General features: G+C 33.5%; 23 protein-coding genes. 16 read left to right on the top strand and 7 right to left on the bottom strand.

The genetic code is table 11. The annotated features are described in order from the left end of the window. Positions 1–36: 36 nt before the first annotated feature. Positions 37–759 carry a GntR family transcriptional regulator gene (locus AC1RPJ_RS00570; protein WP_481761053.1) on the bottom strand — a complete coding sequence of 241 codons (723 nt, stop codon included), beginning with the start codon at positions 757–759 and terminating at the stop codon, positions 37–39. Positions 760–931: 172 nt separating this feature from the next. On the opposite strand from AC1RPJ_RS00570, the gene AC1RPJ_RS00575 reads away from it, so the two are divergent. From AC1RPJ_RS00575 to AC1RPJ_RS00605, 7 genes are all read left to right on the top strand, one after another. Continuing rightward, positions 932–2008, top strand: a complete 1077-nt coding sequence (locus AC1RPJ_RS00575) for an AI-2E family transporter (protein ID WP_481761052.1) — start codon at positions 932–934, stop codon at positions 2006–2008. After that, positions 1992–3197 (top strand): MalY/PatB family protein, encoded by a 1206-nt coding sequence (locus AC1RPJ_RS00580; protein WP_481761051.1) that lies wholly within the window; start codon positions 1992–1994, stop codon positions 3195–3197. The genes AC1RPJ_RS00575 and AC1RPJ_RS00580 overlap by 17 nt, the downstream gene beginning before the upstream one ends. Positions 3198–3268: 71 nt before the next feature. Further along, positions 3269–3955: a 2,3-diphosphoglycerate-dependent phosphoglycerate mutase gene (locus AC1RPJ_RS00585; RefSeq protein WP_409021802.1), complete on the top strand. Its 687-nt coding sequence runs from the start codon at positions 3269–3271 to the stop codon at positions 3953–3955. 194 nt (positions 3956–4149) lie between these two features. Further along, positions 4150–5085: a ribokinase gene (rbsK, locus tag AC1RPJ_RS00590; RefSeq protein WP_481761050.1), complete on the top strand. Its 936-nt coding sequence runs from the start codon at positions 4150–4152 to the stop codon at positions 5083–5085. 28 nt (positions 5086–5113) lie between these two features. Next, complete coding sequence (gene rbsD / locus AC1RPJ_RS00595) at positions 5114–5536, top strand: D-ribose pyranase (RefSeq protein WP_409021800.1); 423 nt, start codon at positions 5114–5116, stop codon at positions 5534–5536. A gap of 30 nt (positions 5537–5566) precedes the next feature. Then, a complete protein-coding gene (locus AC1RPJ_RS00600) occupies positions 5567–6481 on the top strand; it encodes a GRP family sugar transporter (protein ID WP_481761049.1) in 915 nt (304 codons plus the stop codon). Positions 6482–6703: 222 nt separating this feature from the next. Then, positions 6704–8143, top strand: a complete 1440-nt coding sequence (locus AC1RPJ_RS00605) for a catalase (RefSeq protein ID WP_481761145.1) — start codon at positions 6704–6706, stop codon at positions 8141–8143. A gap of 86 nt (positions 8144–8229) precedes the next feature. On the opposite strand, the gene AC1RPJ_RS00610 is transcribed toward AC1RPJ_RS00605, so the two are convergent. Next, a complete protein-coding gene (locus AC1RPJ_RS00610; protein ID WP_481761048.1) occupies positions 8230–9117 on the bottom strand; it encodes a polysaccharide deacetylase family protein in 888 nt (295 codons plus the stop codon). Between the two features lie 151 nt (positions 9118–9268). Between AC1RPJ_RS00610 and AC1RPJ_RS00615 the strand changes: the two genes are divergently transcribed. Both AC1RPJ_RS00615 and AC1RPJ_RS00620 read left to right on the top strand, forming a co-directional pair. Continuing rightward, positions 9269–11083 carry a glycerophosphoryl diester phosphodiesterase membrane domain-containing protein gene (locus tag AC1RPJ_RS00615; protein WP_481761047.1) on the top strand — a complete coding sequence of 605 codons (1815 nt, stop codon included), beginning with the start codon at positions 9269–9271 and terminating at the stop codon, positions 11081–11083. Positions 11084–11234: 151 nt separating this feature from the next. Further along, the gene (locus tag AC1RPJ_RS00620; RefSeq protein WP_481761046.1) at positions 11235–12038 is read left to right on the top strand and encodes a Cof-type HAD-IIB family hydrolase; all 804 of its coding nucleotides are present in this window, start codon (positions 11235–11237) and stop codon (positions 12036–12038) included. Between the two features lie 51 nt (positions 12039–12089). Here AC1RPJ_RS00620 and AC1RPJ_RS00625 read toward each other — a convergent pair whose 3' ends face one another. Beyond that, positions 12090–12491 (bottom strand): pyridoxamine 5'-phosphate oxidase family protein, encoded by a 402-nt coding sequence (locus AC1RPJ_RS00625; protein ID WP_481761045.1) that lies wholly within the window; start codon positions 12489–12491, stop codon positions 12090–12092. A gap of 357 nt (positions 12492–12848) precedes the next feature. Here AC1RPJ_RS00625 and AC1RPJ_RS00630 point away from each other — a divergent pair, with 357 nt between their 5' ends. From AC1RPJ_RS00630 to AC1RPJ_RS00640, 3 genes are all read left to right on the top strand, one after another. Beyond that, the gene (locus tag AC1RPJ_RS00630; protein ID WP_481761044.1) at positions 12849–14408 is read left to right on the top strand and encodes an MFS transporter; all 1560 of its coding nucleotides are present in this window, start codon (positions 12849–12851) and stop codon (positions 14406–14408) included. Positions 14409–14597: 189 nt separating this feature from the next. Next, the gene (thiD, locus tag AC1RPJ_RS00635) at positions 14598–15413 is read left to right on the top strand and encodes a bifunctional hydroxymethylpyrimidine kinase/phosphomethylpyrimidine kinase (protein WP_481761043.1); all 816 of its coding nucleotides are present in this window, start codon (positions 14598–14600) and stop codon (positions 15411–15413) included. A gap of 109 nt (positions 15414–15522) precedes the next feature. Next, positions 15523–16266: an SDR family oxidoreductase gene (locus tag AC1RPJ_RS00640; RefSeq protein ID WP_481761042.1), complete on the top strand. Its 744-nt coding sequence runs from the start codon at positions 15523–15525 to the stop codon at positions 16264–16266. Between the two features lie 51 nt (positions 16267–16317). On the opposite strand, the gene AC1RPJ_RS00645 is transcribed toward AC1RPJ_RS00640, so the two are convergent. Both AC1RPJ_RS00645 and AC1RPJ_RS00650 read right to left on the bottom strand, forming a co-directional pair. Continuing rightward, positions 16318–16728, bottom strand: coding sequence for a peptide deformylase (locus tag AC1RPJ_RS00645; protein ID WP_481761041.1), 411 nt, complete (start codon positions 16726–16728; stop codon positions 16318–16320). A gap of 210 nt (positions 16729–16938) precedes the next feature. Continuing rightward, positions 16939–18786 (bottom strand): FAD/NAD(P)-binding protein, encoded by a 1848-nt coding sequence (locus AC1RPJ_RS00650; protein WP_481761040.1) that lies wholly within the window; start codon positions 18784–18786, stop codon positions 16939–16941. Between the two features lie 176 nt (positions 18787–18962). On the opposite strand from AC1RPJ_RS00650, the gene AC1RPJ_RS00655 reads away from it, so the two are divergent. Both AC1RPJ_RS00655 and AC1RPJ_RS00660 read left to right on the top strand, forming a co-directional pair. Then, positions 18963–19634 carry a YoaK family protein gene (locus AC1RPJ_RS00655; RefSeq protein ID WP_481761039.1) on the top strand — a complete coding sequence of 224 codons (672 nt, stop codon included), beginning with the start codon at positions 18963–18965 and terminating at the stop codon, positions 19632–19634. 18 nt (positions 19635–19652) lie between these two features. After that, positions 19653–20246, top strand: coding sequence for a YdeI/OmpD-associated family protein (locus AC1RPJ_RS00660; RefSeq protein ID WP_481761038.1), 594 nt, complete (start codon positions 19653–19655; stop codon positions 20244–20246). A gap of 50 nt (positions 20247–20296) precedes the next feature. On the opposite strand, the gene AC1RPJ_RS00665 is transcribed toward AC1RPJ_RS00660, so the two are convergent. Continuing rightward, positions 20297–21712 carry a glycoside-pentoside-hexuronide (GPH):cation symporter gene (locus tag AC1RPJ_RS00665; protein ID WP_481761037.1) on the bottom strand — a complete coding sequence of 472 codons (1416 nt, stop codon included), beginning with the start codon at positions 21710–21712 and terminating at the stop codon, positions 20297–20299. A 30-nt stretch (positions 21713–21742) separates the two neighbouring features. Continuing rightward, the gene (locus AC1RPJ_RS00670) at positions 21743–21982 is read right to left on the bottom strand and encodes a hypothetical protein (RefSeq protein WP_409021786.1); all 240 of its coding nucleotides are present in this window, start codon (positions 21980–21982) and stop codon (positions 21743–21745) included. Between the two features lie 511 nt (positions 21983–22493). Between AC1RPJ_RS00670 and AC1RPJ_RS00675 the strand changes: the two genes are divergently transcribed. Together AC1RPJ_RS00675 and agaF are read left to right on the top strand one after the other, a co-directional pair. Next, positions 22494–23219: a GntR family transcriptional regulator gene (locus tag AC1RPJ_RS00675; RefSeq protein WP_481761036.1), complete on the top strand. Its 726-nt coding sequence runs from the start codon at positions 22494–22496 to the stop codon at positions 23217–23219. A 14-nt stretch (positions 23220–23233) separates the two neighbouring features. Next, the gene (gene agaF / locus AC1RPJ_RS00680) at positions 23234–23653 is read left to right on the top strand and encodes a PTS galactosamine/N-acetylgalactosamine transporter subunit IIA (RefSeq protein ID WP_481761035.1); all 420 of its coding nucleotides are present in this window, start codon (positions 23234–23236) and stop codon (positions 23651–23653) included. The last annotated feature ends 3 nt before the right edge of the window (positions 23654–23656 follow it).

Below are 23656 nucleotides of genomic sequence, written 5' to 3' on the forward strand. Positions count from 1 at the left end.
TTATTTTAAAAAGTAAATAAAAAGCCGTTAAATAGCCTATTTAACGGCCATGAAAGTATTAAATTTAGAAAATTTATAATGAAATCTCATACTTGAATATTCAAATGGGGTACCATTATCTAAGAAGAAAATACCATCCATTATACTAACTGGTTCAGTTGGTTTTAAATTTAAAAGTTTTTGATCATTTTCGTCTGATGGTTCAGCGTAGATTGAAAGCGACGATTTAGTAACTGATTGATTCTGAATATCCTCCAAATAATTAAAAATTGATCCTTTAACAATTGTTTGAGATAAATTAGGAACAATCTTAATTGGAATATAGCCTGTTTCAATCATAAAAGGCGTTTTTTCAAATAAACGTAAGCGAACAATCTTGTAGACAAAATCATCTGTGTCTAAGAAAAGATTGCGTTGTAAATCTTCTGAGGGCGCAATAACTTCAAAACTTAGTACTTTAACTTTAGGGCTTTTACCATTCATTTCAAATCCGTCTGTAACACCTAAGTTAGAGCCTTCATAATTAAAAACGGTTTTATTTTTTAAATATAAGGGATTAATGAAGGTGCCGGAACCGCGTTTTTTAAAAATAATACCGTCGTTAGCCATTTGGCTAAGAGCTCGTTTTACTGAACTACGACTAATTTTATAAGTTTCACTCAAACTACGTTCATCAGGGAGTTTCATGTCGGGAAATTCATCTGCAGCGATTCTTTTTTTAAGTTTACTAATCAGTTGTTTGTAAATTAATTCAGCCATACAAGAGTACTCCTTTCGTAGAGTCAATCTTCATAGTTAACCATAAGTTTTAATAGACGACAAGTCGTCAACTTTCCGGAGAGATAATTATTTTAGAACAAAAAGGTAAGAATTACAGACATTTTAGTAAATATTTTGTACAATGAAGACTATAGTTAAAGGAGTGTGTCTATTGGAAATTTGGCAAAGTTTTATTGAAAATATTAAGTTACGTAGATTTGTTGTACTTTGTGTAATTATGGGTGTTATTTTTCTTGCGAAAGATGTCATTAGCATTGTTCTATTAACTTTTATATTTACATATTTAGTAGTCCGATTGATAAATGTTATTCAAAGACATTCATCAATTAATAGTCGAATAATTGTTATAGGAGTATATCTGGCAATTATCGCGCTGCTTTATTTGGCAGTTACTAAGTATTTTCCTATTTTAGTTTCGCAAACAGTTTCAATGGCACATTATGTGATTAATTTTTATCGTCATCCAGGTAAAGATACAAATCTTGTGATGGAATGGGTACTTAAATCTATTGGTAAATCTCAAATTGTGCCACAATTAAAAAGTAGTTTTACGCTTGTATTTCAATATATAACGAGCATTGGTTTTATGGCAGCAACATTTTTATTATCGCTTATTTTAAGCTTCTTTTATACGATTGAAAAAGATCAGATGACACATTTCTCAAAAAACTTTTTATCAAGTGATTTTGGTTGGTTTTTCCAGGATATTTACTTCTTTGGTGAAAAATTTGTTAAATCATTTGGTGTCGTTATTGAAGCACAATTCTTTATCGCAACTGTTAATACAGTTATTACTGTGATTGGGTTGTACTTCATGCATATGCCACAGCTCTTGCCTTTAGGAATATTAATTTTCTTATTAAGTTTAATTCCAGTCGCAGGGGTATTAATTTCATGTATTCCATTAAGTTTAGTTGGTTATTCGGTTGGTGGCGTACGTGATGTGGTTTACATCTTAATTATGTTAATGGTCGTTCATTTATTAGAATCATATGTATTAAATCCTAAATTTATGTCAAGTCGGACAGAACTACCTATATTCTTTACATTTGTAATCTTGTTAGTCAGTGAAGAATTATTTGGAACGTGGGGCTTGATTGTCGGAATTCCCATTTTCACATTCTTCTTGGATATCTTGGGTGTGAAGTCAATTCCTGGATCTAAAGGACGGATTGGTAAAATTAAAGGAATAAGGAAGGATAGTCAAACTGATGGTAAAGAAAAATAAATTTTTAGCTGATTTTAGAGTGAATAGAAAAAATACAAATTCAGTTAAATGGGATAGTTTAAAAGAGCAATATGGCGATGATAAATTATTGCCACTGTGGGTTGCAGATATGGATTTTAAAGCACCTAAAGCCGTAACTGATGCTTTAATAGCACGGGTACAACATGGTGTTTTTGGTTATTCAACAATTCCTGATTCATATTATGATGCCTTTTTTGATTGGCAACAATCTCGCTATGGGATTGAACTGCATAAGGAATGGATGAGATTTGGAACAGGGGTTGTAAATTCATTATATCAATTAGTCGATTTAATGACGGAACCAGGTGATAGCGTCTTAGTTCAAACACCAGTATATTACCCTTTTTATAGTGCAATTGAAGATAATAACAGACGTATCGTACGAACACCTTTGAAACATGAAAATAATCAATATGAAATGGATTTTGAAGCAATTGAACGAGATATGAAAGCTAATCACGTTAAATTACTTATTCATTGTTCACCGCATAATCCAGTTGGTCGCGTCTGGACTGAAGCTGAACTGACACAACTCTTTGAAATTTGTCGTGAAAATAAAGTGATGGTAATTTCGGATGAAATTCATCAAGATTTAATTGTGGGAAAAAAACCATTTGTATCAGCTTTATCAATAGACGAAGGTCGTTATCGAGATAATATGGTTGTCGTTAATGCTCCCTCAAAAACATTTAATTTAGCTGCTTTACAAAACTCGCATATCATTATTCCAAACGCGCAATTACGAGCTAAGTACGATAAAATGGTACAGCGTTTGAACAAACCTGAGGGTAGTTTAATGGGATGTGTTGCTGGAGAGGCGGCTTATCGTTCAGGAGCAGTTTGGTTAGATGAAATTCTGAGTATCGTAAGGACCAATTATTTAGAAGTCAGCCACCAATTAGTCAATAAATTTCCAGAAATTAAAATTAGTGAACTAGAAGGCACATACTTGATGTGGATTGACCTTTCAGCATATGTAAATCCCAGTCGGATGAAAGAATTTATTCAGAATGAGTGTGGCTTAGCTATTGATTATGGACAATGGTTTAGTGAAGAAACGCCAGGCTTTATTCGAATGAATTTGGCAACTGATTTAGGAACGGTTCAAACAGCTGTTGATCAGTTGTTAAAGGGACTCAAAAGTGCAAAGCTAAATCGCTTAAATTAGACTATTAATTTATTTCATTTCAGTGTAAAATAAACCAGTAAACTAAAAATAGAAAAAGAGGATTTTATCTTATGGCAAAATTAGTATTTATTCGTCACGGACAAAGTGAATGGAACTTATCTAACCTTTTCACAGGTTGGGTAGATGTTAACTTGAGCGAACAAGGCGTTGCTGAAGCACAAGCAGCTGGTAAAAAGATTAAAGAAGCTGGAATCGAATTTGATCAAGCTTATACATCTGTTTTAACACGTGCTATTAAAACATTACATTACGCACTTGAAGGTTCAGACCAATTATGGGTTCCTGAAATCAAATCATGGCGCTTAAATGAACGTCATTATGGTGCATTACAAGGCCAAAACAAAGCCGAAGCAGCAGAACAATTCGGTGAAGATCAAGTTCTTGTATGGCGTCGTTCATACGATACATTACCTCCACTTTTAAGCGCAACTGATGAAGGTTCAGCAGCTAACGATCGTCGTTATGCTGATTTAGATCCTAAAGCTATCCCAGGTGGCGAAAACTTAAAAGTTACTTTGGAACGTGTTATTCCTTTCTGGGAAGACGAAATCGCTCCTAAATTACTTGAAGGCAAAAATGTAATCGTTGCTGCACATGGTAACTCATTACGTGCCCTTACAAAATACATTGAAAACATCTCTGATGCAGACATCATGGGCGTTGAAATGGCAACTGGCGAACCAGTTGTTTACGATCTTGATGACAAATTAAACATCGTAAGCAAAATTAAACTTTAATATTAATAAAAAACCTGATGACAATTTTATGTCATCAGGTTTTTTTGTATTAGTCAATAATTGGCGAAAAAGTCGGTAGTTTTAGCAGTTAAAACCAGAAAGCGCTTGCCAAAGCAAATAATATGTATTATATTGATGTAATCGAATACACATTCTATTTGATAAATATATCAAAGAAATGAAGGAGAAACGTTATGGCAAAAGTTATTACTGTTTTGGGCTCAACTAATATTGATAAGGTTGTTTCTGTACCCCGTTTCGCAACTAGCGGCGAAACTTTACACACACCAAATCATCAAGTTGAAGCAATGGGTGGAAAAGGATTGAACCAAGGTGTTGCCGCTGCACGTTCTGGTGCAAAGACTAACATGATTACAAAAGTTGGTAAAGAATTTGATACCTCAAAGAATATGAATGTTGAAAACTTAAGCACTGAACATGTGATTGTTTCAGATACTGAAGAAACTGGACAAGCTTATATTACTGTTTCAGCCGAAACAGGCGATAATATTATCCATATTTATGGTGGCGCTAATGCTGATATGACACCAGCTGATGTACGCGCACATGAAGCTGCCATTGCTGAATCAGATTTTTTGATTGCGCAATTAGAAATTCCAACAGAATCAGTTATTGAAGGTTTCAAGATTGCACGCGAACATGGTGTTAAAACAATTTTGAACCCAGCTCCAATGCCTGAAAATGGTGGACTACCAGCTGAATTATTAGAATTAACTGATATTATTACACCAAATGAACATGAAACATTCTTATTGACTGGGATAGAAGTGACTGATGAACATTCAATGATACACAATGCTGCGTACTATTTTGAACGTGGAATTAATACCGTAATCATTACAATTGGCTCAGAAGGTTCTTTCTACATGCGTGATAATGGTGAAGAAGGAGTCGTTCCAGCATTTAAGGTTAAGGCTGTTGATACAACTGCTGCCGGCGATACTTTTATTGGTGCTACAGCAACACGTTTACATGCTAATTTAGATAATTTAGCTGAAGCTATGCGTTATGGATCAGCTGCTTCATCTGTAACGGTGTCACATGCTGGTGCACAACCAAGTATTCCAACTGAATCTGCTGTATTAGCTGTTTTGGATGCTAATAAATAAATTTAAATTGTTGAATGGGAGATAAATTATGCGTAAAACTAATCTTTTGAATACAAAATTATCAAATGCTATTTCTGAAATTGGACATACACAATGGTTAACAATTGGTGACTCAGGCCTACCAATTAAGGATGATGGACGTAAAATTGATCTTTCAATCGTACGTGGATTACCATTATTTATTGATGTTTTAGCTGCAACACTTTCTGAAATGAAAATTCAAAAAGCTTTTTTAGCTGAAGAAATTAAAACGGTTAATCCTGAACAATATGCTGCTATCAAGGCTTTATTAGATGATGATGTTGAAGTTGTTTTCATTTCACATGATGAATTGAAATCGATGAGTCGTGATGATAATAATATTGCTACAGTACGAACAGGTGAAATCACACCATTTTCAAATATCGTTTTGGAATCAAATGTTGATTTTGAAGGCGAAGCAATTAAATAGTTATTAATATAAGGATAGGATGATATAAAAATGAATATGTTAGGATTATTTTTCTCACTTTTAGCAATTATTGGTTGGAGTGCATATCCAACTTTAGTATCATATTTTGGCGGTAAACCAGTTCAAGGTATTTTTGGAGCAACATGGGGAACTTTGATTGTTGCAATCGTCCTTTCATTAGTCATGGGAATGCCCATGTTACAAGGTTCTAATTTTTGGTTAGCATTTTTCTCAGGGGCAGCTTGGGCCTTTGGAAATGTTTTAACTATTATGGCTTTTGGGATGAAAGATCAGGATGGAAATGCTTTAGGTTCTGCTAAAGCAATGCCAATCTCAACAGCTTTCCAAATTACAGCAAATGTAGTTTGGGGTGTTGTAATGCTTGGTAACTGGGGTCCAGTTTCATCAAAATTATATGGATTCATCGCTGTATTTGTTATCTTGGTTGGAGCTTATATGACAACTTATCAAGAAAAGAAATCAGCTGGAAATAAAGAACTACTTACAAAGGCAGTTGGTGTCTTATTGATTGCCCAAGTTGGTTATTCATTATATGGTATCCTTCCACAATATACTAAAAATACTGATGGTATGCATATGTTTTTAGCACAAGCTATCGGGATGGCAGCATTTGGATTAATTCTTGGAATTTATGAATTAACGAAAAATAAAAATAACATTTTTACACAAAGTGTTACGTACAAACAAATTTTTTCTGGTTTCTTCTTTGCAATGGCAGCATTGGGTTATTTAGTTTCAGCTCAACCTGCAATGCTTGGATTGGCAACTGGATTCGTCCTTTCACAAGTTTCAATTGTTGGAGCAACGATTTCAGGAATTGTCGTTATGCGCACTAAAAAAACGGGTAAAGAATGGTTAGTTATTATTATTGGTCTTATACTAATTGTAATTGCGGCTTCTGTAACAGTTTTCTTAAAAAACTAGATAAAATTAATTTTAAAACCTTGATAACAATACTATGTTATCAAGGCTTTTTGTTATTATTTGATTTAAAATGTCATAAAATGATAAAAAAATAAACATTAACTAGAACTCACTATGATATTTAAAACCTACTTTCCGATTCAAGTTATAAAAGTCAAAATAATTGTAATTATCAGTTTAGGTGCTAGGATTGGACTTATAAATAAGATAATAGGAGGAATCATCATGGGGGATTTAACAACAAATGAAGGTCAAACATGGGCGAATAATCAAAATTCACAAACAGCTGGGGCTCGTGGACCGGTTTTAGTTCAAGATTACCAATTACTAGAAAAATTGGCACATTTTAATCGAGAACGTATTCCAGAAAGAGTGGTCCATGCAAAAGGGGCAGGGGCTAAAGGCTATTTTGAATTAACTAGAGATATGAGTGATTATACTATGGCAGGTCTTTTCAATGGTTTGGGCAAGAAAACGCCAGTCATAACCCGTTTTTCACAAGTAGCTGGTGAGGCAGGTTATCCGGATACTTATCGAGATGTACGAGGATTTGCAGTAAGATTTTATACAGATGAAGGTAACTACGATATTGTGGGTAATAATACGCCCGTTTTCTTTATTAATGATGCTTTGAAATTCCCAGATTTTATACATTCCCAAAAGCGTGACCCAAAAACGCATGCTAGAAGTCAGGATATGCAGTGGGATTTCTGGTCGTTATCACCTGAAACAGTTCACCAAGTAACAATGCTTATGAGTGATCGTGGGATCCCTGCTAGTTACCGAATGATGCACGGTTATGGAAGTCATACTTTTAAATGGGTAAACAAGCAAGGTGAACAATTTTGGGTTAAATATCATTTCAAAACAAACCAAGGTGTTCATAATTTAAGTAATGAGGTTGCTGAAGAATTAAGAGGAAAAGATTCTGATTACTTACAAAATGATTTGTATAATGCGATTGAGGATCAAGATTACCCCAGTTGGACAGTAGCCGTACAAATTGTGCCTTACAAAGCAGGATTAGCCTATCCGCAAGATATCTTTGATGTTACGAAAGTTATTTCGCAAAAGGACTATCCATTAATTGAAATTGGCCAAATGGTTTTAGATGAAAATCCAAAAAATAATTTTGAAGATATTGAAGAATTAGCATTTTCACCAGCTAACTTCGTTCCAGGAATTGAAGCCTCACCAGATAAATTACTCCAAGGACGCTTATTTGGTTATAAAGATGCTGCAAGATATAGATTAGGTGCTAACTATGAACAATTGGCAACTAACCGTCCTAAAAATGAGGTTCATAATTATGAACGAGATGGTTTAATGGCGCAAAATCAGAACGGTGATGTTAACTATGAGCCCAACAGTTTAGGTGGACCTGAAGAAAATCGCCATGCAGAAGTTCATGGTGATACATTGGATGGAAAAGTAGGCAACTATTCAGTAAATGAGGATTATTATACTGCTGCCGGTAAATTATATCGATTGTTACCTACTGATGAAAAAGCACGTTTAATTGAAAATATTAAATTAAATCTGGGACAAGTTAAAGATATTGAGATAAAGATTCGTGAAACTAAACAGTTTTATCAAGCTGATAAGGAATACGGAACACGTGTCGCAGAAGCATTAGGGTTAGAACTAAGCTTAATTAAATAATTCTTTCGGTGTATTAAAATGTTTAACAAAAAAAAGGAATAAATCACTGTAATCAAACAGCGATTTATTCCTTTTTTTTGTGTTGTTTACATGCCGTGTTCTAAAAGATACTTGTAAGAAATATCTGATAAATCGGGTGAGATACGGACACGATGCAAGGTGAATAGTCCTTGGCTTTCATTAGCGAGTCCTGGTAATGTCGTTAGACCAAGTTTGTAGCCTGCATCTTTAGCAAGTTTAGCGGTCTGGTTATTGAAGCGACCAACTGGATAACAAATAATTGATGTCTCTTGATGAAATTTATTGTTTAGCCATTTTTTCGAATTCTTAAATTCAAAAGTTTGTTGTGCATCGGTCATCTGATTAAGTTCCTCATGATGGACAGTATGACTTTGAATACTTACTAAACCTGATTTTCGCATCTCGTTCATTTGTGGCATAGTTAGTTTGTTTATGTGGCCAAAGTGGCTTGTAATATAGTTGATGGTTGCTTTTTGATGATATTTTTTGAGAGCAGGATAAGCTTTTTCATAGTTATCCTTGTAACCATCATCAAAAGTAATCCAAACAATTTTATTAGCAGGTTTTTTATGTGTTTTAAAAACTTCGATAGCTTCAGCAGGTGATAACGTGTAGTAACCATTTTTTTTAAGCCACTGCATTTGATGGGCAAATTGTGCTTCAGGAATACGAAGTGAATTTCCAACAGAAATACTATGATACATTAAAATTGGAAATTCGGTCTGGCCCTTAAATGATTTCCAATGCGAACTGTCTATTTTAGTATTTGAAATGAGCTTATTTTTCTTAATAGTTTTCTTGGGTAAAGATGAACTTACCTTTTTAGAGCTATTTTTTTGGTGATTAGTATTGGAAACGGAGTGAGAATTTTGAATGAAAAAGAATAATGAACCAATAGAGACGATTAGGACTAAGAATAATAAGATAAACCAACCTTTTTTATGTTTTAACATGATGAACTCCTTTTATGAGAAACGATACTATCTAATTTACCACGCTAAGGTAGTAAGATTCAATTTTTACGCGGATAAAGTCAATAAATGTAAAAAAAGGTAAGGCTATGATAGTATAAAGTACATATTAAATATTTAATTGGGGGAAAATATGCGTAGAACATTTCATTTTTTAAATCAAAGTTATAAGGAATTTTTTCAACACTGGAAATTGTATTTTATTTTAGTAGTTGTTACTAATTATATTTTATCTGCAGTGGTACAACCAATCTTAACTTGGGTGGTAAGCCAGATACTTAGTAGTAACCAAGTCGAATATTTAACCTATACTAACATTATTTCGGTTATTGAGGATAAACCTATATTATTAATTGAGTTTATCCTTGTTATATTAGTTATATTAAGTATTGTTTATATTCAAATGTCTTTCATGATCAGGGGTATTCAAGCTATTCGTTATGATTTAAAAATTGAATTTAAGTCATTATTAAAACAATCAATTCATGACGTTTTAGAGTTACGTCCTTTAACAGCGTTGCTCGTTATTTTTTACTTCGTTTTAATTTTACCATTTGGACAAGTCTTATTTACATCTACTTTATTAAATAAGGTGACTATTCCAGATTTTATTCTTCAAGATATGTGGACAAGTCCAGCTATCTGGGGCCCAATACTTTTAGTCTATGGTGTAGCATTTTTCTTCTCTATCCGATTAATTAGTTTTATTCCAACTATGTTGTTTAGTTCAGAAAAAAGAATCGGTCATTTAATTAAACAAAGTTGGGAAGCTGGACGTGGCAAATTTTGGATAACCGTCACAAAAGGATTAGTAATTACGGCTTCTATAGCTTTTATATCAGGAATTGTTCAAATTAGTTTGTTCCTAATTCAGAACTATGTAGATAATCATTTTCAAAATCAAGCATTTATGATTGTGATGTTTAATCTGTTTATTTTGGAAATTTTAGGACAAATCGTATTAGCTTTAAGTGTGACTATGTTGTTAGGTATTGCGCTAGATGTTTTTGAAGAACAACAACCGCATTTGAAACCCGTTCAAGAAACATTCTATAAAGAGAAACGCTTTATTAAATTACAGAAAGTTAGTGTCGTTGTTCTCCTGATACTAGTTGCAGGGACAGCTTCTATTTATAATTATGTTTACTTAAAGGGGATGCTAAATGACTATCCAGTTCTTATTTCTCACCGTGGAGTTGATGATGGAAATGGTGTACAAAATACCATTCCTGCCTTAGAAAAAACAGCTAAAGAGAAACCTGATTACATCGAAATGGATATTCAAGAAACAAAAGACCATAAATTTGTTGTTATGCATGATCCAAATTTGGAAAATTTAGCGAATGTTAATCGGACAGTACATGATTTAACATTATCCGAGTTAACAGCATTAACTGTTCGTGAAAATGGTTATTCAGCTAAAATTCCAAGTTTCGATGAATATTTAAAGGCAGCAGAGAAGAATCATCAAAAATTATTAGTTGAAATCAAAGTATCTCCGCAAGATAGTCCCAATATGACTAAAAACTTTGTTAAAAAATATCAAAAAAGACTATTAGCTGATAAGGATCGAATTCATTCTTTAAGTTATGATGTTGTTTCACAAGTAAAAAAACAAGCACCAAAGCTTTATATCAGTTTTATTATTCCATATAATATATCATTTCCAGAAACACCAGCAAATGCGTACACTATGGAAGCTACAACTCTAGATGACTCATTTGTGAGCAAGGCACATGATAAGAACCAGGATGTCTATGCTTGGACTGTAAATGATGAAACGATTATGCAAAAGATGTTATTTATGAACGTTGATGGTATTATTACGGATGACTTTGGTACACTTAAACAAGTTGTTCAAGCTAATAATGATCATCCAAGTTATGCAAGTAAATTATCAATATTCTCAAATAGATTAACGGGAATTAGCATAACAATCGATAATTAAATTAGTTAGGTTAGGAAACATAAATTAGAAAAGATTACTATAGATTAGTAGTCTTTTTTAATTTTGTCTAGATGTTAACGTTTACACTATTTAGGTGGCATGCTATGCTTAAGTTGCTACTAAACTGAAATCAGAGGAGTGTCTAGTAAGTATGATTAAAATTATCGCATCAGATATGGACGGCACGTTATTAAATAATGAAAATAGTATTTCGAAGGGTAACGCAGCGGCTATTAAGAAGGCTCAAGAAATGGGAGTGACTTTTGTTGTTGCCACTGGACGAAGTTATGATGAGGTAAAACCCTTAATTGACGCAGCAGGTATTAGTGCACCGATGATTAATTATAATGGGGGCGCTACGGTAACTGAGGAAGGCAAACAAATTAATAGTTTTCCAATATCAAAAAAAGAGGCACAAAAACTCATTAAATTTTTGAAGAATGAACATGCCTTTTTCAAAGTTATGACGTCAAAAGGTGTTTATTCAGATGATCCTCTTAAATATGATGAAGCGGTTATCAAATTAAACTTAAATCCTATTCATTATATAGACGATTACAGTGAAATTATTGATGATTCTGAAATAGATTTGTTTAAATTTCTTATTCGAAAAACGGATGAATCAGATGACTTATCTGTTTTAAAAAATAAAATTGAAGAAAATGAAACACTCATTGTGACTTCTTCAGGGGATAATAATCTTGAAGTTAATCATGTTAATGCACAAAAAGGGATTGCGTTGAAAAAATTTGCTGATAGTATGGGTATTCCTATGTCAGAAGTGATGGCAATTGGCGATAATTTGAATGATATATCGATGTTAAAAGCTGCAGGTATCAGTTATGCAATGGAGAATGGTCATCAAATTAATAAAGATATTTCTAATCATCATGCAAAAAAGAATGATGAAGATGGTGTTGGATTAGCTATTTTAGAACAATTAGCTCAAAAATAAGACAAAAGGACTAAATCCCATTTACGGGATTTAGTCCTTTTGTCTTAATATTTAATCAGCAATTAAATCACCAGCAGTTGGGCCAGCATCTAATTTGTAAATACGTTCAACATCAATGATGACAGCATAGTACATTTTTGGTAAATGGCGTTCTTCACCAAATTTAACAGCATCGTCAAAAATTTTACCGGAATCAATTAAATGTGCTGTGCCTTCAAACCGGAAGCCTTTTAGATTAGGACGATCTATAACAGCAACAGCTGCACGGCCATTATTTTGAAGATTGTGTAATGCATGTTTAGCTGTTTCTTCATTATAAATCAAATGCGTATCATCAAAAACACGCATTGATCCTTTAGGACCAACTTGTGGGAACCCATTTTCATCTACGGTTGAAAGAAAATTAAGTTGTTCAGGAATCATTTTTTTCATATCTTCTGTTAATTTTGCCATTATAAAATCTCCTTTTTATTTACTTATTATAAGTAAAACTTATCATGATTAAGGTATATTGGCAAAATATTAGCTTTACAAAAAACTTGCAAATAGGGCTAAAAAAACTATACTTATATGAGTCTAATAGTGATTTCTAAAAGGACTTCGAAGAAAGACGCTAAAGTGATATGTATAGATTATTAATTTTAACAGTACTAATGAGTCGTAATATGTCAGGATATAAGTTACGATTGGTATTGGAAAAATGGTCGTCCATGATTCTAAATGGAATGAAACTTATTGCTTTAAAATATGTGGTATGAATTATATTGGTGTAGTGGAGCAAATTAAAGATATACAAAAGGAGAATAAAAAATGAAAAAAGCAACAAATCGTTGGGTAGCATTGTTCGCTATGAGTTTAGGTGTTTTTATGGGCCTTTTAGATGTTACTGTTGTAAATGTTGCTTTACCAAGTATGGCAGTTGATTTTAAAACAACATTTAGTGATTTACAATGGATATTAAATGCATATACGTTAATGTATGCAGTCAGTTTATTAATTGTTTCAAAATTAGGTGATATGTTTGGACGAAAAAAAGTCTTCATCGCTAGTACAATTTTGTTTACGATTGCATCTGTTGTAAATGGGCTTGCACCAAACTTATTAGTTCTTGATTTTGGTCGAGCAGTTCAAGCAATTGGTGGTTCAGGAATGATGAGTTTATCAATGGCGTTAGTTGCGTCTAACTTTGAAGGCCGAGAACGTGGGACAGCACTTGGTATTTTAGGATCAGTTATTGGATTCTCAACAGCAATCGGACCTTTAGTTGGTGGATTTTTAGTTGAGAACTTTGGTTGGCCTTCAATTTTCTTTGTTAATCTACCGGTCGGTATCATTGCGATTTATTTGGTTATTAGAAATGTTAAAGAAACACCTGCATATGGCGCTGGGGAATCGATTGATTTTATAGGAATGATTCTTTCAGCAGTTGGATTATTTGCTGGTATTTATGGCTTAATTCAAAAAGAACAACATATGCATTGGGCTTGGACTGATATGCATGTTATGGGATGGTTAATTGCATCAATTTTAATCTTAACTGCCTTTGTTTTTGTAGAGTTAAAAGTTAAATCGCCAATGATGAATTTAACATTATTAACAAATCGTCATTTTGTTGGTGTTGTAATTCTTGCATTTGCACTTGGTGCTGGTATCTTTGCGTTAGCCGCTTATCAAACAAGTTTAATGCAAAATTATATGGGATATTCAGCCTTTTCCACGGGATTACATCAACTACCTATGAGTTTATGGTCGCTTGTCTTAGGTCCTTTTACAGGAGTTCTAGGATACAAGTTTGGTAAAAAGTGGATGATTTCACTTGGATTTATCGTTGCCTCACTTGGTTTATTTACGTTTAGCCAGGTAACAACAACGGACTTTACCTACATGCAATTACTTCCGCTTCTTGTATTAACTGGATTGGGTAACGCTATTATTAATCCGATGATTAATACTGCTGCTATGGATAATATTAATCCAAAAGAAATTGGCATGGCATCTGGTTTATTGAATGTTTTTCGTCAAATTGGAATAACAGTAGGCGTTGTAATTCTTGGTTTAGCACAAACTAAAGCATATGAATCAAGTTTGAGCACTGGTTTTAGTGATAGTCATATTCCTAGTGTAGCTGCAACGGGTATTCAGCAAGCCTTAGTAAATGCAGGAGCATTTTCTGGACATATGGTTGCGTGGAGTCAAAAAATAATAGCGACTCCTTATGCTGATAAAGTTCAAAAGATTGTTTTAACAGCTTTTGATAAAGGCATGATTCAAGTTGTTTTAACATCATTGGTCATTATGATTATTGGAATTCTAGCAGCAGTCTTTTTATTAAGAGAAACAAAAAGTGTCGATCAAAAATTAGATAAATAAAAAAACTTTTTTTATGTCATTAGGTTTATAAGAAGTGAAAGCTGTCATTTAAAATTTTGAGTGGCTCTTTAATGATACCGATATATTTCTGAAGCGTAAGACTCCTAATAGTATCGCTGTTTATAACAAGGCGTATGATAAAATAATATTAATTTAAAAATAAATCATCCAATAAAAGGGAGATTAGTAATGACGAAAATAATTCCTAAGGTTTTAACAATTGCTGGTAGCGACGCAAGTGGTGGCGCTGGTATGGAAGCAGATTTGAAAACATTTGAAGAGTTTGGAACTTATGGTATGGTTGCGCTAACTTCAATTGTTACCATGAATCCAGATGCTGGATGGGCACATAACGTAACTGTTATGGATGCTGAATTAGTAAAAGCACAGTTGAAAACGACAGGTGCCGGCGGAGATATTGCTGCAATGAAAACAGGGATGCTTGGTAGTGTTGCAATTACAGAAGTAGCTCGTGAAAGCATTTTAGAAAAAGAGATTAAGAATGTTGTGATTGATCCTGTTATGGTTTGTAAAGGTGAAGATGAAGTATTAAATCCAGAAGCAGCTGATGCTATCCGTGATTTATTGATCCCAATTGCGACAGTCACAACGCCTAATTTGTTTGAAGCTGGTGTTTTATCTGGAATGGGAACTTTGAAATCACTTGACGACATGAAACAAGCAGCTATTAAGATTCATGAGTTAGGTGCAAAAAATGTCGTTGTTAAAGGCGGTAAAGCTCTTAAGGGTGAAAAGGCGCTTGATTTATTTTATGATGGAACTCAATTTGAGGTTTTAGAAACTGAAAAGATAACGCCTGCTTATAATCATGGAGCAGGATGTACATTTGCAGCGGCCATAACTGCGGGCCTTGCAAACGGATTGTCAGTTAAAGAAGCTGTCTATAAAGCAAAAGATTTTGTAACTGCTGGAATTAAATCAGGTTTTGCATTTAATGAATACGTAGGCCCTTTATATCACGCTGCTTACCGTTTAAATAAATAGGTACTAGAGACTCACTTTTATTTTGTATAAAAATGAGTCTTTTTTTGTTGACTTAGAGTGCACTTTAAAGAGTAATGTAAACATACTAATTAAATTGGAGGATAATGATATGTCAGTAGAAAATAAAGTTGTTGTTATTACAGGAGCATCAAGTGGTATTGGTGAAGCAACGGCCAGAATGTTAGCTGAAGGTGGGGCTAAAGTCGTTTTAGGTGCTCGTCGTGAAGCTAAGTTAGCAAAGATTGTTGAAGAAATTAAAAAGAATGGTGGTCAGGCAACATATGCCGTTACTGATGTCACTAAGGCAAGTGACGTTAAGAATTTAGTTACTTTAGCACAAGAAACTTTTGGTGGGATAGATGTTATATTCAATAATGCTGGAATCATGCCTAACTCGCCCTTATCGGCTTTAAAAACGGATGAATGGGATGATATGATTGATATCAATATCAAAGGTGTATTGAACGGAATTGCTGCAGTGTTGCCTATATTTATTGAACAAAAACATGGACATGTTATTACAACATCATCTGTTGCAGGCATTAAATCATTCCCAGATGCAGGTGTTTATGGCGCAACAAAATTTGCTGTCCGTAATTTAATGGAAGTTCTAAGGACAGAAAGTGCTATGGAAAAAACAAATATAAGAACATCAACCTTATATCCAGCAGCAATTAACACAGAATTATTAAATACTATTACGGATGAACAAACCCTTTCAGGGATGTCGTCATTTTATGAACAAGTTGGAATTGATCCGGTCGCAATTGCACGCGTGGTTAAGTTTGCCATTGATCAACCAGAAGAAGTTAATGTTAATGAATTTACGATTTATCCAACTGCTCAAGCTTAAATTTAAATAATAAAAAAATCTCGAGAATTTATTTTCTCGAGATTTTTTCATTTAGATGATAATACCTTCACAATGATCGACTTCGTGTTGAATGATTTGTGCCATCCAACCTGAAAACTTTTGGGTTTGTGGTTGAAATGATTTGTCTAAATAATCAACTGTAATGGAATCATATCGTTGTGCTGGACGTTCGCCAGTCAACGAAAGGCAACCTTCATTGACGTTGTAACGTCCAGATTTTTTTGTAATCTTAGGATTAATAAAGGGAACATTTAGATTACCAAATTGGCAAACGATAATTCGTTTATTCACACCAATCATATTGGCAGCCATTCCAACACAAACCTCTTTATTTGCTTCTAATGTATCTAATAAATCGGTTACGATTGAGCCATCATTTTTAGTTGCAATCTCAGCTTTTTGTGCGAGAAATATTTCATCGTGCATAATTGATTTTATCATTTTTCTCCTTTGATTTAAGTAGCATAATTAATAAAGAAATGTTGATGGATATCTAGTTAATGATTTTATCATGATTTAGAATATAATGTTATCCTCAAGTAGAAAATTATTATTTTAGGATTAATTAACGTCAATTTAATAGGTAAAAGATATTAAAAAAGTGAGTCATACTCTATTCTCAATATAGGGTATGATTCACTTTTTTAATTATTATTTATGTGACTCTTCTGTAAAAATAGCTTTAACAATATCATTAGCTGTGCGTAAACTAACATCATTTACAAAAGGTCTTGGACTTGCAGCTGTTAGCCAATGAACACCATCAGTCGGAACACCCCAGAAGTATAAACCAGGTTGCGGTGTCTTATGCTCATCTAGTAATAAATTGCTGACAGGGTCAACGTTGACTGCGCCATCTATAACAGAATCACCTTTAGTTGGATTTAAAATTAAAGGATTGGCGATTTTTGTATCGAGTAACTGTTTTATTAAAGGACTTGTTGCTGTTGTCGCATGAACAGCAGGAACGCGTGCTTCAATTAGAGTTGTTGCTAAGTAGCGTTGATCTGGTTGGTTTGCACTATATGTTTCAAATTGATGATCTTTAGTATCGACGACCATTCCAGGTTCTAATAGTGTAACAACATCAGCTTCAACGAGTGCCCGTAATTGTTCAACTCTAATGGTAGGAGGCCCGATTGTTAAAAAGTTATTTAATGAATTAAACCAGCCTAAGAAGTTAGTTAAATAGTCATCATCTGTTAAGAGACGGTTATCAATTAATTGTCTAACCGGAAGACGTAAGTCACGTAAAACCTCAAGAGCACTGGTCAATGGTCCGGTCTTAGTACCTAATTTTGCATCTACTGCATCTTTTTGTAAATGGTCTAACATAACGGCTTTGAAATCTTCATTAGGTTTTTTAGTCATTGGATTTCCTAGATGATCCCAATTAAAGCGATCTTCTTCAAGAATAATTGATCGCTCAACGGTTACTTTAGGATCTTTTAAGAAAGCTAATTGGAATTTTGTTAAATCGATTTTTGGATAATTCTGTGCGACAAGTAATGAATAATATTGATATTCAACGTCATGACTTAATAAGGTCCAAAATTCATTGAAAGAAACGGTACCATTTTCCATGAAAACTGCCATTTTAGCCGCCGTTAAAAAATGAGCTTGAGTTTCTTCGCCGGGTGATTTTTGATTATCCCCTTTGGCATGATAAGGCCATCCACGACGCGAACCTGCCACAATGTGAGGTTCGTTACCGTTTGCTTGATATTGTAGTTGCCCGTTCTCTAATCGCTTAAATAGACCACCACGGCCTACAGTCAAACGGGTCACTAAATCAAAGAAGCTAAGACCTAAGCCACGTAAAATAACAGTATCTTCGTGCGTGATATGATCTAGTTTTGTTTCATTTGGAAAGCCTGGTAAAACATAAGTTAACTTGTTTTCTGTAGCGAATGTATCAAATCTTTTTTGTCCGACAGATAATTCATTTTCAAGATTACCTAAAGACATTACGACATAGTCAACGATGCTAACTGAAGGTAAGGCGGTTGTGATTTCAAATTGATCAGCTTTTTTTGAAATTTGTGTAACCGTACTTTTATTCAAATTAATTGTGATATTGTTAGAGGCACGTTTAAGTAATTCAGCGTAGTACCATTGGATATAAACACCAAAAAGTGCTCTTGTTGCATAATCGTTTGGATGTAAATCTTTAATTTCAGTTAAAAAATCCGCTGAATAATTATTTATTTCGATAAAATCATGAGCATCAGATTGAGCCCATTCGAAAATGTTTGGTCCTGGGATAACTGGACCAATAGATTGGACGCTTGTTCCATAGAATAAACTAATTTGTTGAGCTGCGGTATTCATGATTAATTCGTGTGGTTGAGTTGGTGACCATACGCGCCCACCAACACCATATGGATCATATAAATCAATAGTAAGTGGTGAATTTGAAGGATCTGCTTGTTGCCAAGCAATGAGTCGTTCAAGTGTAATCAGACCTCGTGGTCCGGCACCAATAATGGCTAAATGCATAAAAGTAATCTCCCTTGTCTTATAAAAACTAATTTCATTATAAACTTTAAAACAGAAAAAATCGCTTGATAACGTCTTTAATAGTAAAAATTAATCGTATATTCTTGTTAACTTCTGATAATTTAGTATACTTAATTTGAAAGAATATTTTAAGTACAATCTGAAAGAAGGATTTGATGAAAAAACCAATGTCACTATTGGATAGGGTACTGTTCGCTGGATTAATATTTGCCGGCGGGGGATTTGATGCGTATACCTATATCGTACATGATGGTGTTTTCGCTGGTATGCAAACCGGAAATTTAATTATATTAGGTATTGATATGGGCCAAATGAAATGGGGGGCCATATTCGATCATCTGATTCCAATTTTTGCTTTTATGATTGGTATTATTATAACTAGAAATCTGCAACATCGATTTAAAGAAGAAGATTCAATTAATAAACGACAACGATTTGTTATCGGTATTGAGACGATCCTTTTAATTATTGTTGCATTTATTCCAAGAAATTGGCCAGCACAGTTATCTACAGGAATCATTTCAATGGTTGCAGCAGCTCAACTTCAAGAATTTAGACAAATCAACGGAGGACCTTTTACGTCATTTATGATGACGGGTAATTTGAGGACAATGGCTGAAAGTTTTTATGACGGAATTGTTAAAGGTAATATAATCGCAATGGCTAAAGGTTGGCGGATGTTGGGTGTCGTCTTAGCATTTCTTTTTGGCGCAATTTCTATGGGTGCTATGGTACCGATAATGGGAACTAAAACGATATTATTAGCTGCATTTTTCTTGTTATGTTCATTGATTGGGCTACAATTAAATCCAGAAAAAAGATTATAAAATAAAGGGGTTAAGACAATGACAGAAATTAAAAAGAATCCAAAAGTTGATTTACACTTAGAAAAAGCAACACAATGGAAAGAAGAAATGACACAGTTAAGAGAACTTGCACTCGAAACGGGACTGACTGAAGAATTTAAATGGGGCAAACCTTGTTATACACTAAATGGTAAAAATATTGTCTTAATTCAAGGATTTAAAGAGTATATGGCATTACTTTTCTTAAAAGGAACTCTGATTGATGATGGTAAGGGTATTTTAGTTCCAACGGGCGAACATACTGAGGTTGGTCGCCAAATTAGATTTCATAGCTTAAAAGATGTTACTGATTTAAAAGTAGAGATAAGTGATTACATTCAACAAGCAATTAATGCAGAAAAGGCTGGGTTAAAGGTTCCTAAGGGTAAACCAACTGAATTAGTGTTGCCAGTGGAATTCCAGAAAAAAATGAATGAAATGCCAGAATTGGAAGAATTTTTTGAAACGTTAACGCTTGGACGTCAAAAAACGTATGCACGTTATTTTGCAGATGCTAAAAAAACAGAAACGCGTGAGGCTAGAATTATTAAATATATTCCGAAAATTCTTGATGGTAAAGGACTTAACGATTAGACAGCAAAACAGCGACCAGATTTTATCTGATCGCTGTTTTTTTAATTATATTAATCTAATTTCTTTTTTAATTCTGTAACGATTTCAGCATGTTTAGCTTCAGTCAATTTAATTTTTGACATAAAGATAAGAGCAGCAACAATTATTAAGGCCATTGGAACGAAGAACATGTACATTCTGAATTGTAGTAAACCACTGTTTGTAATATCGCTTGGTTTAGCACTACCTGTCATACCAGCTTGGATTGCGGCAAAACCAACAACACCATTAGCGAAGGCACCAGCTAATTTATCCAACAAAGGACGAACTGCTAAAGTAACAGATTCATTACGTGTTCCACTCTTTAATTGACCGTATTCAACACTATCCGTAATTGTCATCAATGCTGCTAAGAAAACAAGTGGATATGGGAAGAAGAATAAGCCAACAGCAATTAAGACAACAACAAGGTTAGTACCAGCAAATAGGAAGAGAATGTAACCCAATAGCATGACAGCGATTCCGCCAAGGTAGATAGCACGACGATGAACCAATGCAACTAAAGTTGGGAACAATGAAACTGAAATAATTCCTAAGACTGCTGTTAGAACACCAACAGTAGTAAATGCAGCTGCACTACCTAAAACATAATTGAAGTAGTAAATCAAAAGTGAATTTGTAATAACATAACTAAAAGCGAAAAGGAAATATGATAATGATAACCACATTAACTGATCATTTTTACCGATAACTTTGAAAACATCACGGAAACGAACTTTTTCAGTATTTTCACGAATTGCATTTTTTTCAATCTTAGTTCCTAAAATAGTTGCTAAAGCACCTAAGAATGAAACCAAACCGATAACAATAGCAAAACCTAACCAACCTGCTTTTGTTTGTGTATTACCAGTTGTACCTGAGAACATTTTTGAAAAGAAGACAACGATTGGGACGATAACGATAATAACACCTTGAGCACCTAATGTTGAACCAAAACGAGCAATTGTTCCAAATTTAGTCCGTTTTTCTGATTCGACACTTAGAGCTGGTAACATTGACCAGAATGAAATATCTTTAAATGAATAGAAACTATCTAGAATGATATAAACAATGGCAAAAAGAATTAAGTAAAGATAAGGATTGCTTGTAGCTAAACCACCAAAATCAGTGAAAATAAGGATTAATCCAATTGAACTGACAATTGAACCGATTAGTAACCATGGTTTAAAGTTCCCCCAACGAGTACGAGTATTATCAATAACGCCACCAATTAAAGGATCAAAAAAGATCTCAACAATTCGAATAACAACCATCATAGTTGTGACGTAACCAATCATTTTAGCGTTGAAACCAGCATCCTTTGTAACGAATAATTGACTTGTAATAAAAATCATAAAATAAGTGCTAAGTGTTGCATAAAAGGCATCATGTCCAAATGCACCAAAGGCATATGAAGCATATTGTTTAAAATCTTTAGAATTTTTCATTAGTTTAATTCCTTTCGAGTGTAGTTAAAATTAGTTATATCTGTGTTCGATAATCTTATCTAAAATTGCTTGACGTTGTTTTTCTTTAGCAGAACCTAATTGGTTTTCTTCTAAAGAATTAAAATCATTAACTAACAAAACTGATTCAAGGTATAACGTCAATTGACGTTTAATATATATCTTGTTATCTTCATTTGTTTGCTTAGGATTTCCGGCAATAATTGCAGCTGCAAATCGTTCGGCATCAATCGTTAATTTATTTGTATCCATTCTAATGACCTCTTCCTATATAATAGATTTTTGGTAAAAGAAATTGTTATTCATAATAGCAAAACATAAAAATAATAAACGTGAAAACGCATTCTTTTAGTTAACAACTACATTTTACTAAACTTTTACTAAAATGTAAACGTTTTATTTTAGATGTATATTATTTAGACTAAAGTAACTTTTTAGTACCCTTACGTATTTATTGTAGAAAGAATTTATATGAGTTTAGAATCTAATAAATAAAAGTTATGCTTAATTGATATAATTAGAAAGCAAGTCATATCGGTCACGATAATTTTATACAGCGAAGTAGTGTGTCGCTAATAATCTATAACTTTAAAGTGAAATATGATTACTTTAGAAGGGGGGAATTAAAAAACATGATTAATGGTAGGTACCAATGTTGAAAATACAAATGATTTAATAATAGTTAATATAAAAATAACTATTGACAAAGAGTTTTAAAAATAATATATTATGTATGTGGTAGTAACCACTTGGGGGAAAAGTAATGTTAAACGGTAATTATGAGCGTCCACTCTATGATCAATTAGTAGATACGCTAAAAGAAGAAATTGAAAAGAATCTAAAGGTGAATGATAAATTACCGTCTGAACGTGATTTATCTATTGCTTACGATATGAGTCGTACGACTGTCCGAACAGCACTAAATGAGTTAGAACTAATGGGTTATGTATATCGCCAACATGGTAAAGGAACATTTGTGTCGAATATCGCTAAAATTAAGACTGATTTAGGGGGAACGTTTAGTTTTACAGAACAAATGGTTTCCCTTGATAAAGAACCGAGTAGTAAAATAATTAGCTTTGATGTTATTAGTGCTAATGAGTTTATTGCTCAAGGTTTAAAAGTTGAAGTTGGTACCAAGGTAATTAAATTAAAACGATTAAGACTTGCATCAGATGAACCAATGATGTTAGAGAGAACTTACTTACCGTATGCTAAATTTCCCTCTTTAACTGTGGAGACATTAAATAAGCAAGCGATGTATGTCATTTTTTTAGATGATTATAACCAGATTGTAAAAACGGCTGATGAATCTTTAACAGCAGGTGTTATGGCAGGCAATGATGCAACTTTATTAAATTTTTATGAAGGTGCACCTGTTCTTAAATTAGAGCGAACGACGTATAACACAAAAAATGAAGTAATTGAATTTACGTTGAGTATTGCGAGGGGTGATAAATTTACTTATCATATTCGACACAATAAATAAGGGAGGATAATTATATGATTGGTATGGTAGTAGCTGGACATGGGAACTTTGCAACTGGAATGGGATCAAATATTGAACTTATTGCCGGACAACAAGAAAATTTTATTCTTTGTGATTTTATACAAGGAATGACCGCGGAAGATTTAAGCGGCGACTATATGAAAGCGCTTAACAAATTAAACGGCTTAGATGGAATAGTTTTCTTTACTGATATTCCTGGAGGAACACCATTTAATGAAGCAGTTAAAATAAAATTACTGCATAATAATGTAAGCGTTTTAACAGGATCGAATATACCGATGTTATTAGATATGTTATTTAACCGGGATTTGAACATGAGCGCGTTTATGGAGAAAGCACTGGATGCTGGTAAAAAAGGTATTATGCAATTTGAAACAAAAAAAAGAGTAGAAATAGATGATAATGGCATCTAAAGG

It is taken from the genome of Dellaglioa sp. CoH-57-MRSF-17 (genome assembly GCF_056782015.1).

Coding starts and splice junctions, on each gene's coding strand:
- rbsK (WP_481761050.1), top strand. CDS start 4,150: ATGGCAAAAGTTATTACTGTTTTGGGCTCAACTAATATTGATAAGGTT.
- AC1RPJ_RS00660 (WP_481761038.1), top strand. CDS start 19,653: ATGACAGAAATTAAAAAGAATCCAAAAGTTGATTTACACTTAGAAAAA.
- AC1RPJ_RS00615 (WP_481761047.1), top strand. CDS start 9,269: ATGCGTAGAACATTTCATTTTTTAAATCAAAGTTATAAGGAATTTTTT.
- AC1RPJ_RS00585 (WP_409021802.1), top strand. CDS start 3,269: ATGGCAAAATTAGTATTTATTCGTCACGGACAAAGTGAATGGAACTTA.
- AC1RPJ_RS00630 (WP_481761044.1), top strand. CDS start 12,849: ATGAAAAAAGCAACAAATCGTTGGGTAGCATTGTTCGCTATGAGTTTA.
- AC1RPJ_RS00655 (WP_481761039.1), top strand. CDS start 18,963: ATGAAAAAACCAATGTCACTATTGGATAGGGTACTGTTCGCTGGATTA.
- AC1RPJ_RS00665 (WP_481761037.1), bottom strand. CDS start 21,712: ATGAAAAATTCTAAAGATTTTAAACAATATGCTTCATATGCCTTTGGT.
- AC1RPJ_RS00570 (WP_481761053.1), bottom strand. CDS start 759: ATGGCTGAATTAATTTACAAACAACTGATTAGTAAACTTAAAAAAAGA.
- AC1RPJ_RS00610 (WP_481761048.1), bottom strand. CDS start 9,117: ATGTTAAAACATAAAAAAGGTTGGTTTATCTTATTATTCTTAGTCCTA.
- AC1RPJ_RS00620 (WP_481761046.1), top strand. CDS start 11,235: ATGATTAAAATTATCGCATCAGATATGGACGGCACGTTATTAAATAAT.
- AC1RPJ_RS00600 (WP_481761049.1), top strand. CDS start 5,567: ATGAATATGTTAGGATTATTTTTCTCACTTTTAGCAATTATTGGTTGG.
- AC1RPJ_RS00650 (WP_481761040.1), bottom strand. CDS start 18,786: ATGCATTTAGCCATTATTGGTGCCGGACCACGAGGTCTGATTACACTT.
- AC1RPJ_RS00640 (WP_481761042.1), top strand. CDS start 15,523: ATGTCAGTAGAAAATAAAGTTGTTGTTATTACAGGAGCATCAAGTGGT.
- thiD (WP_481761043.1), top strand. CDS start 14,598: ATGACGAAAATAATTCCTAAGGTTTTAACAATTGCTGGTAGCGACGCA.
- AC1RPJ_RS00675 (WP_481761036.1), top strand. CDS start 22,494: ATGTTAAACGGTAATTATGAGCGTCCACTCTATGATCAATTAGTAGAT.
- AC1RPJ_RS00670 (WP_409021786.1), bottom strand. CDS start 21,982: ATGGATACAAATAAATTAACGATTGATGCCGAACGATTTGCAGCTGCA.
- AC1RPJ_RS00625 (WP_481761045.1), bottom strand. CDS start 12,491: ATGGCAAAATTAACAGAAGATATGAAAAAAATGATTCCTGAACAACTT.
- AC1RPJ_RS00580 (WP_481761051.1), top strand. CDS start 1,992: ATGGTAAAGAAAAATAAATTTTTAGCTGATTTTAGAGTGAATAGAAAA.
- AC1RPJ_RS00645 (WP_481761041.1), bottom strand. CDS start 16,728: ATGATAAAATCAATTATGCACGATGAAATATTTCTCGCACAAAAAGCT.
- agaF (WP_481761035.1), top strand. CDS start 23,234: ATGATTGGTATGGTAGTAGCTGGACATGGGAACTTTGCAACTGGAATG.
- rbsD (WP_409021800.1), top strand. CDS start 5,114: ATGCGTAAAACTAATCTTTTGAATACAAAATTATCAAATGCTATTTCT.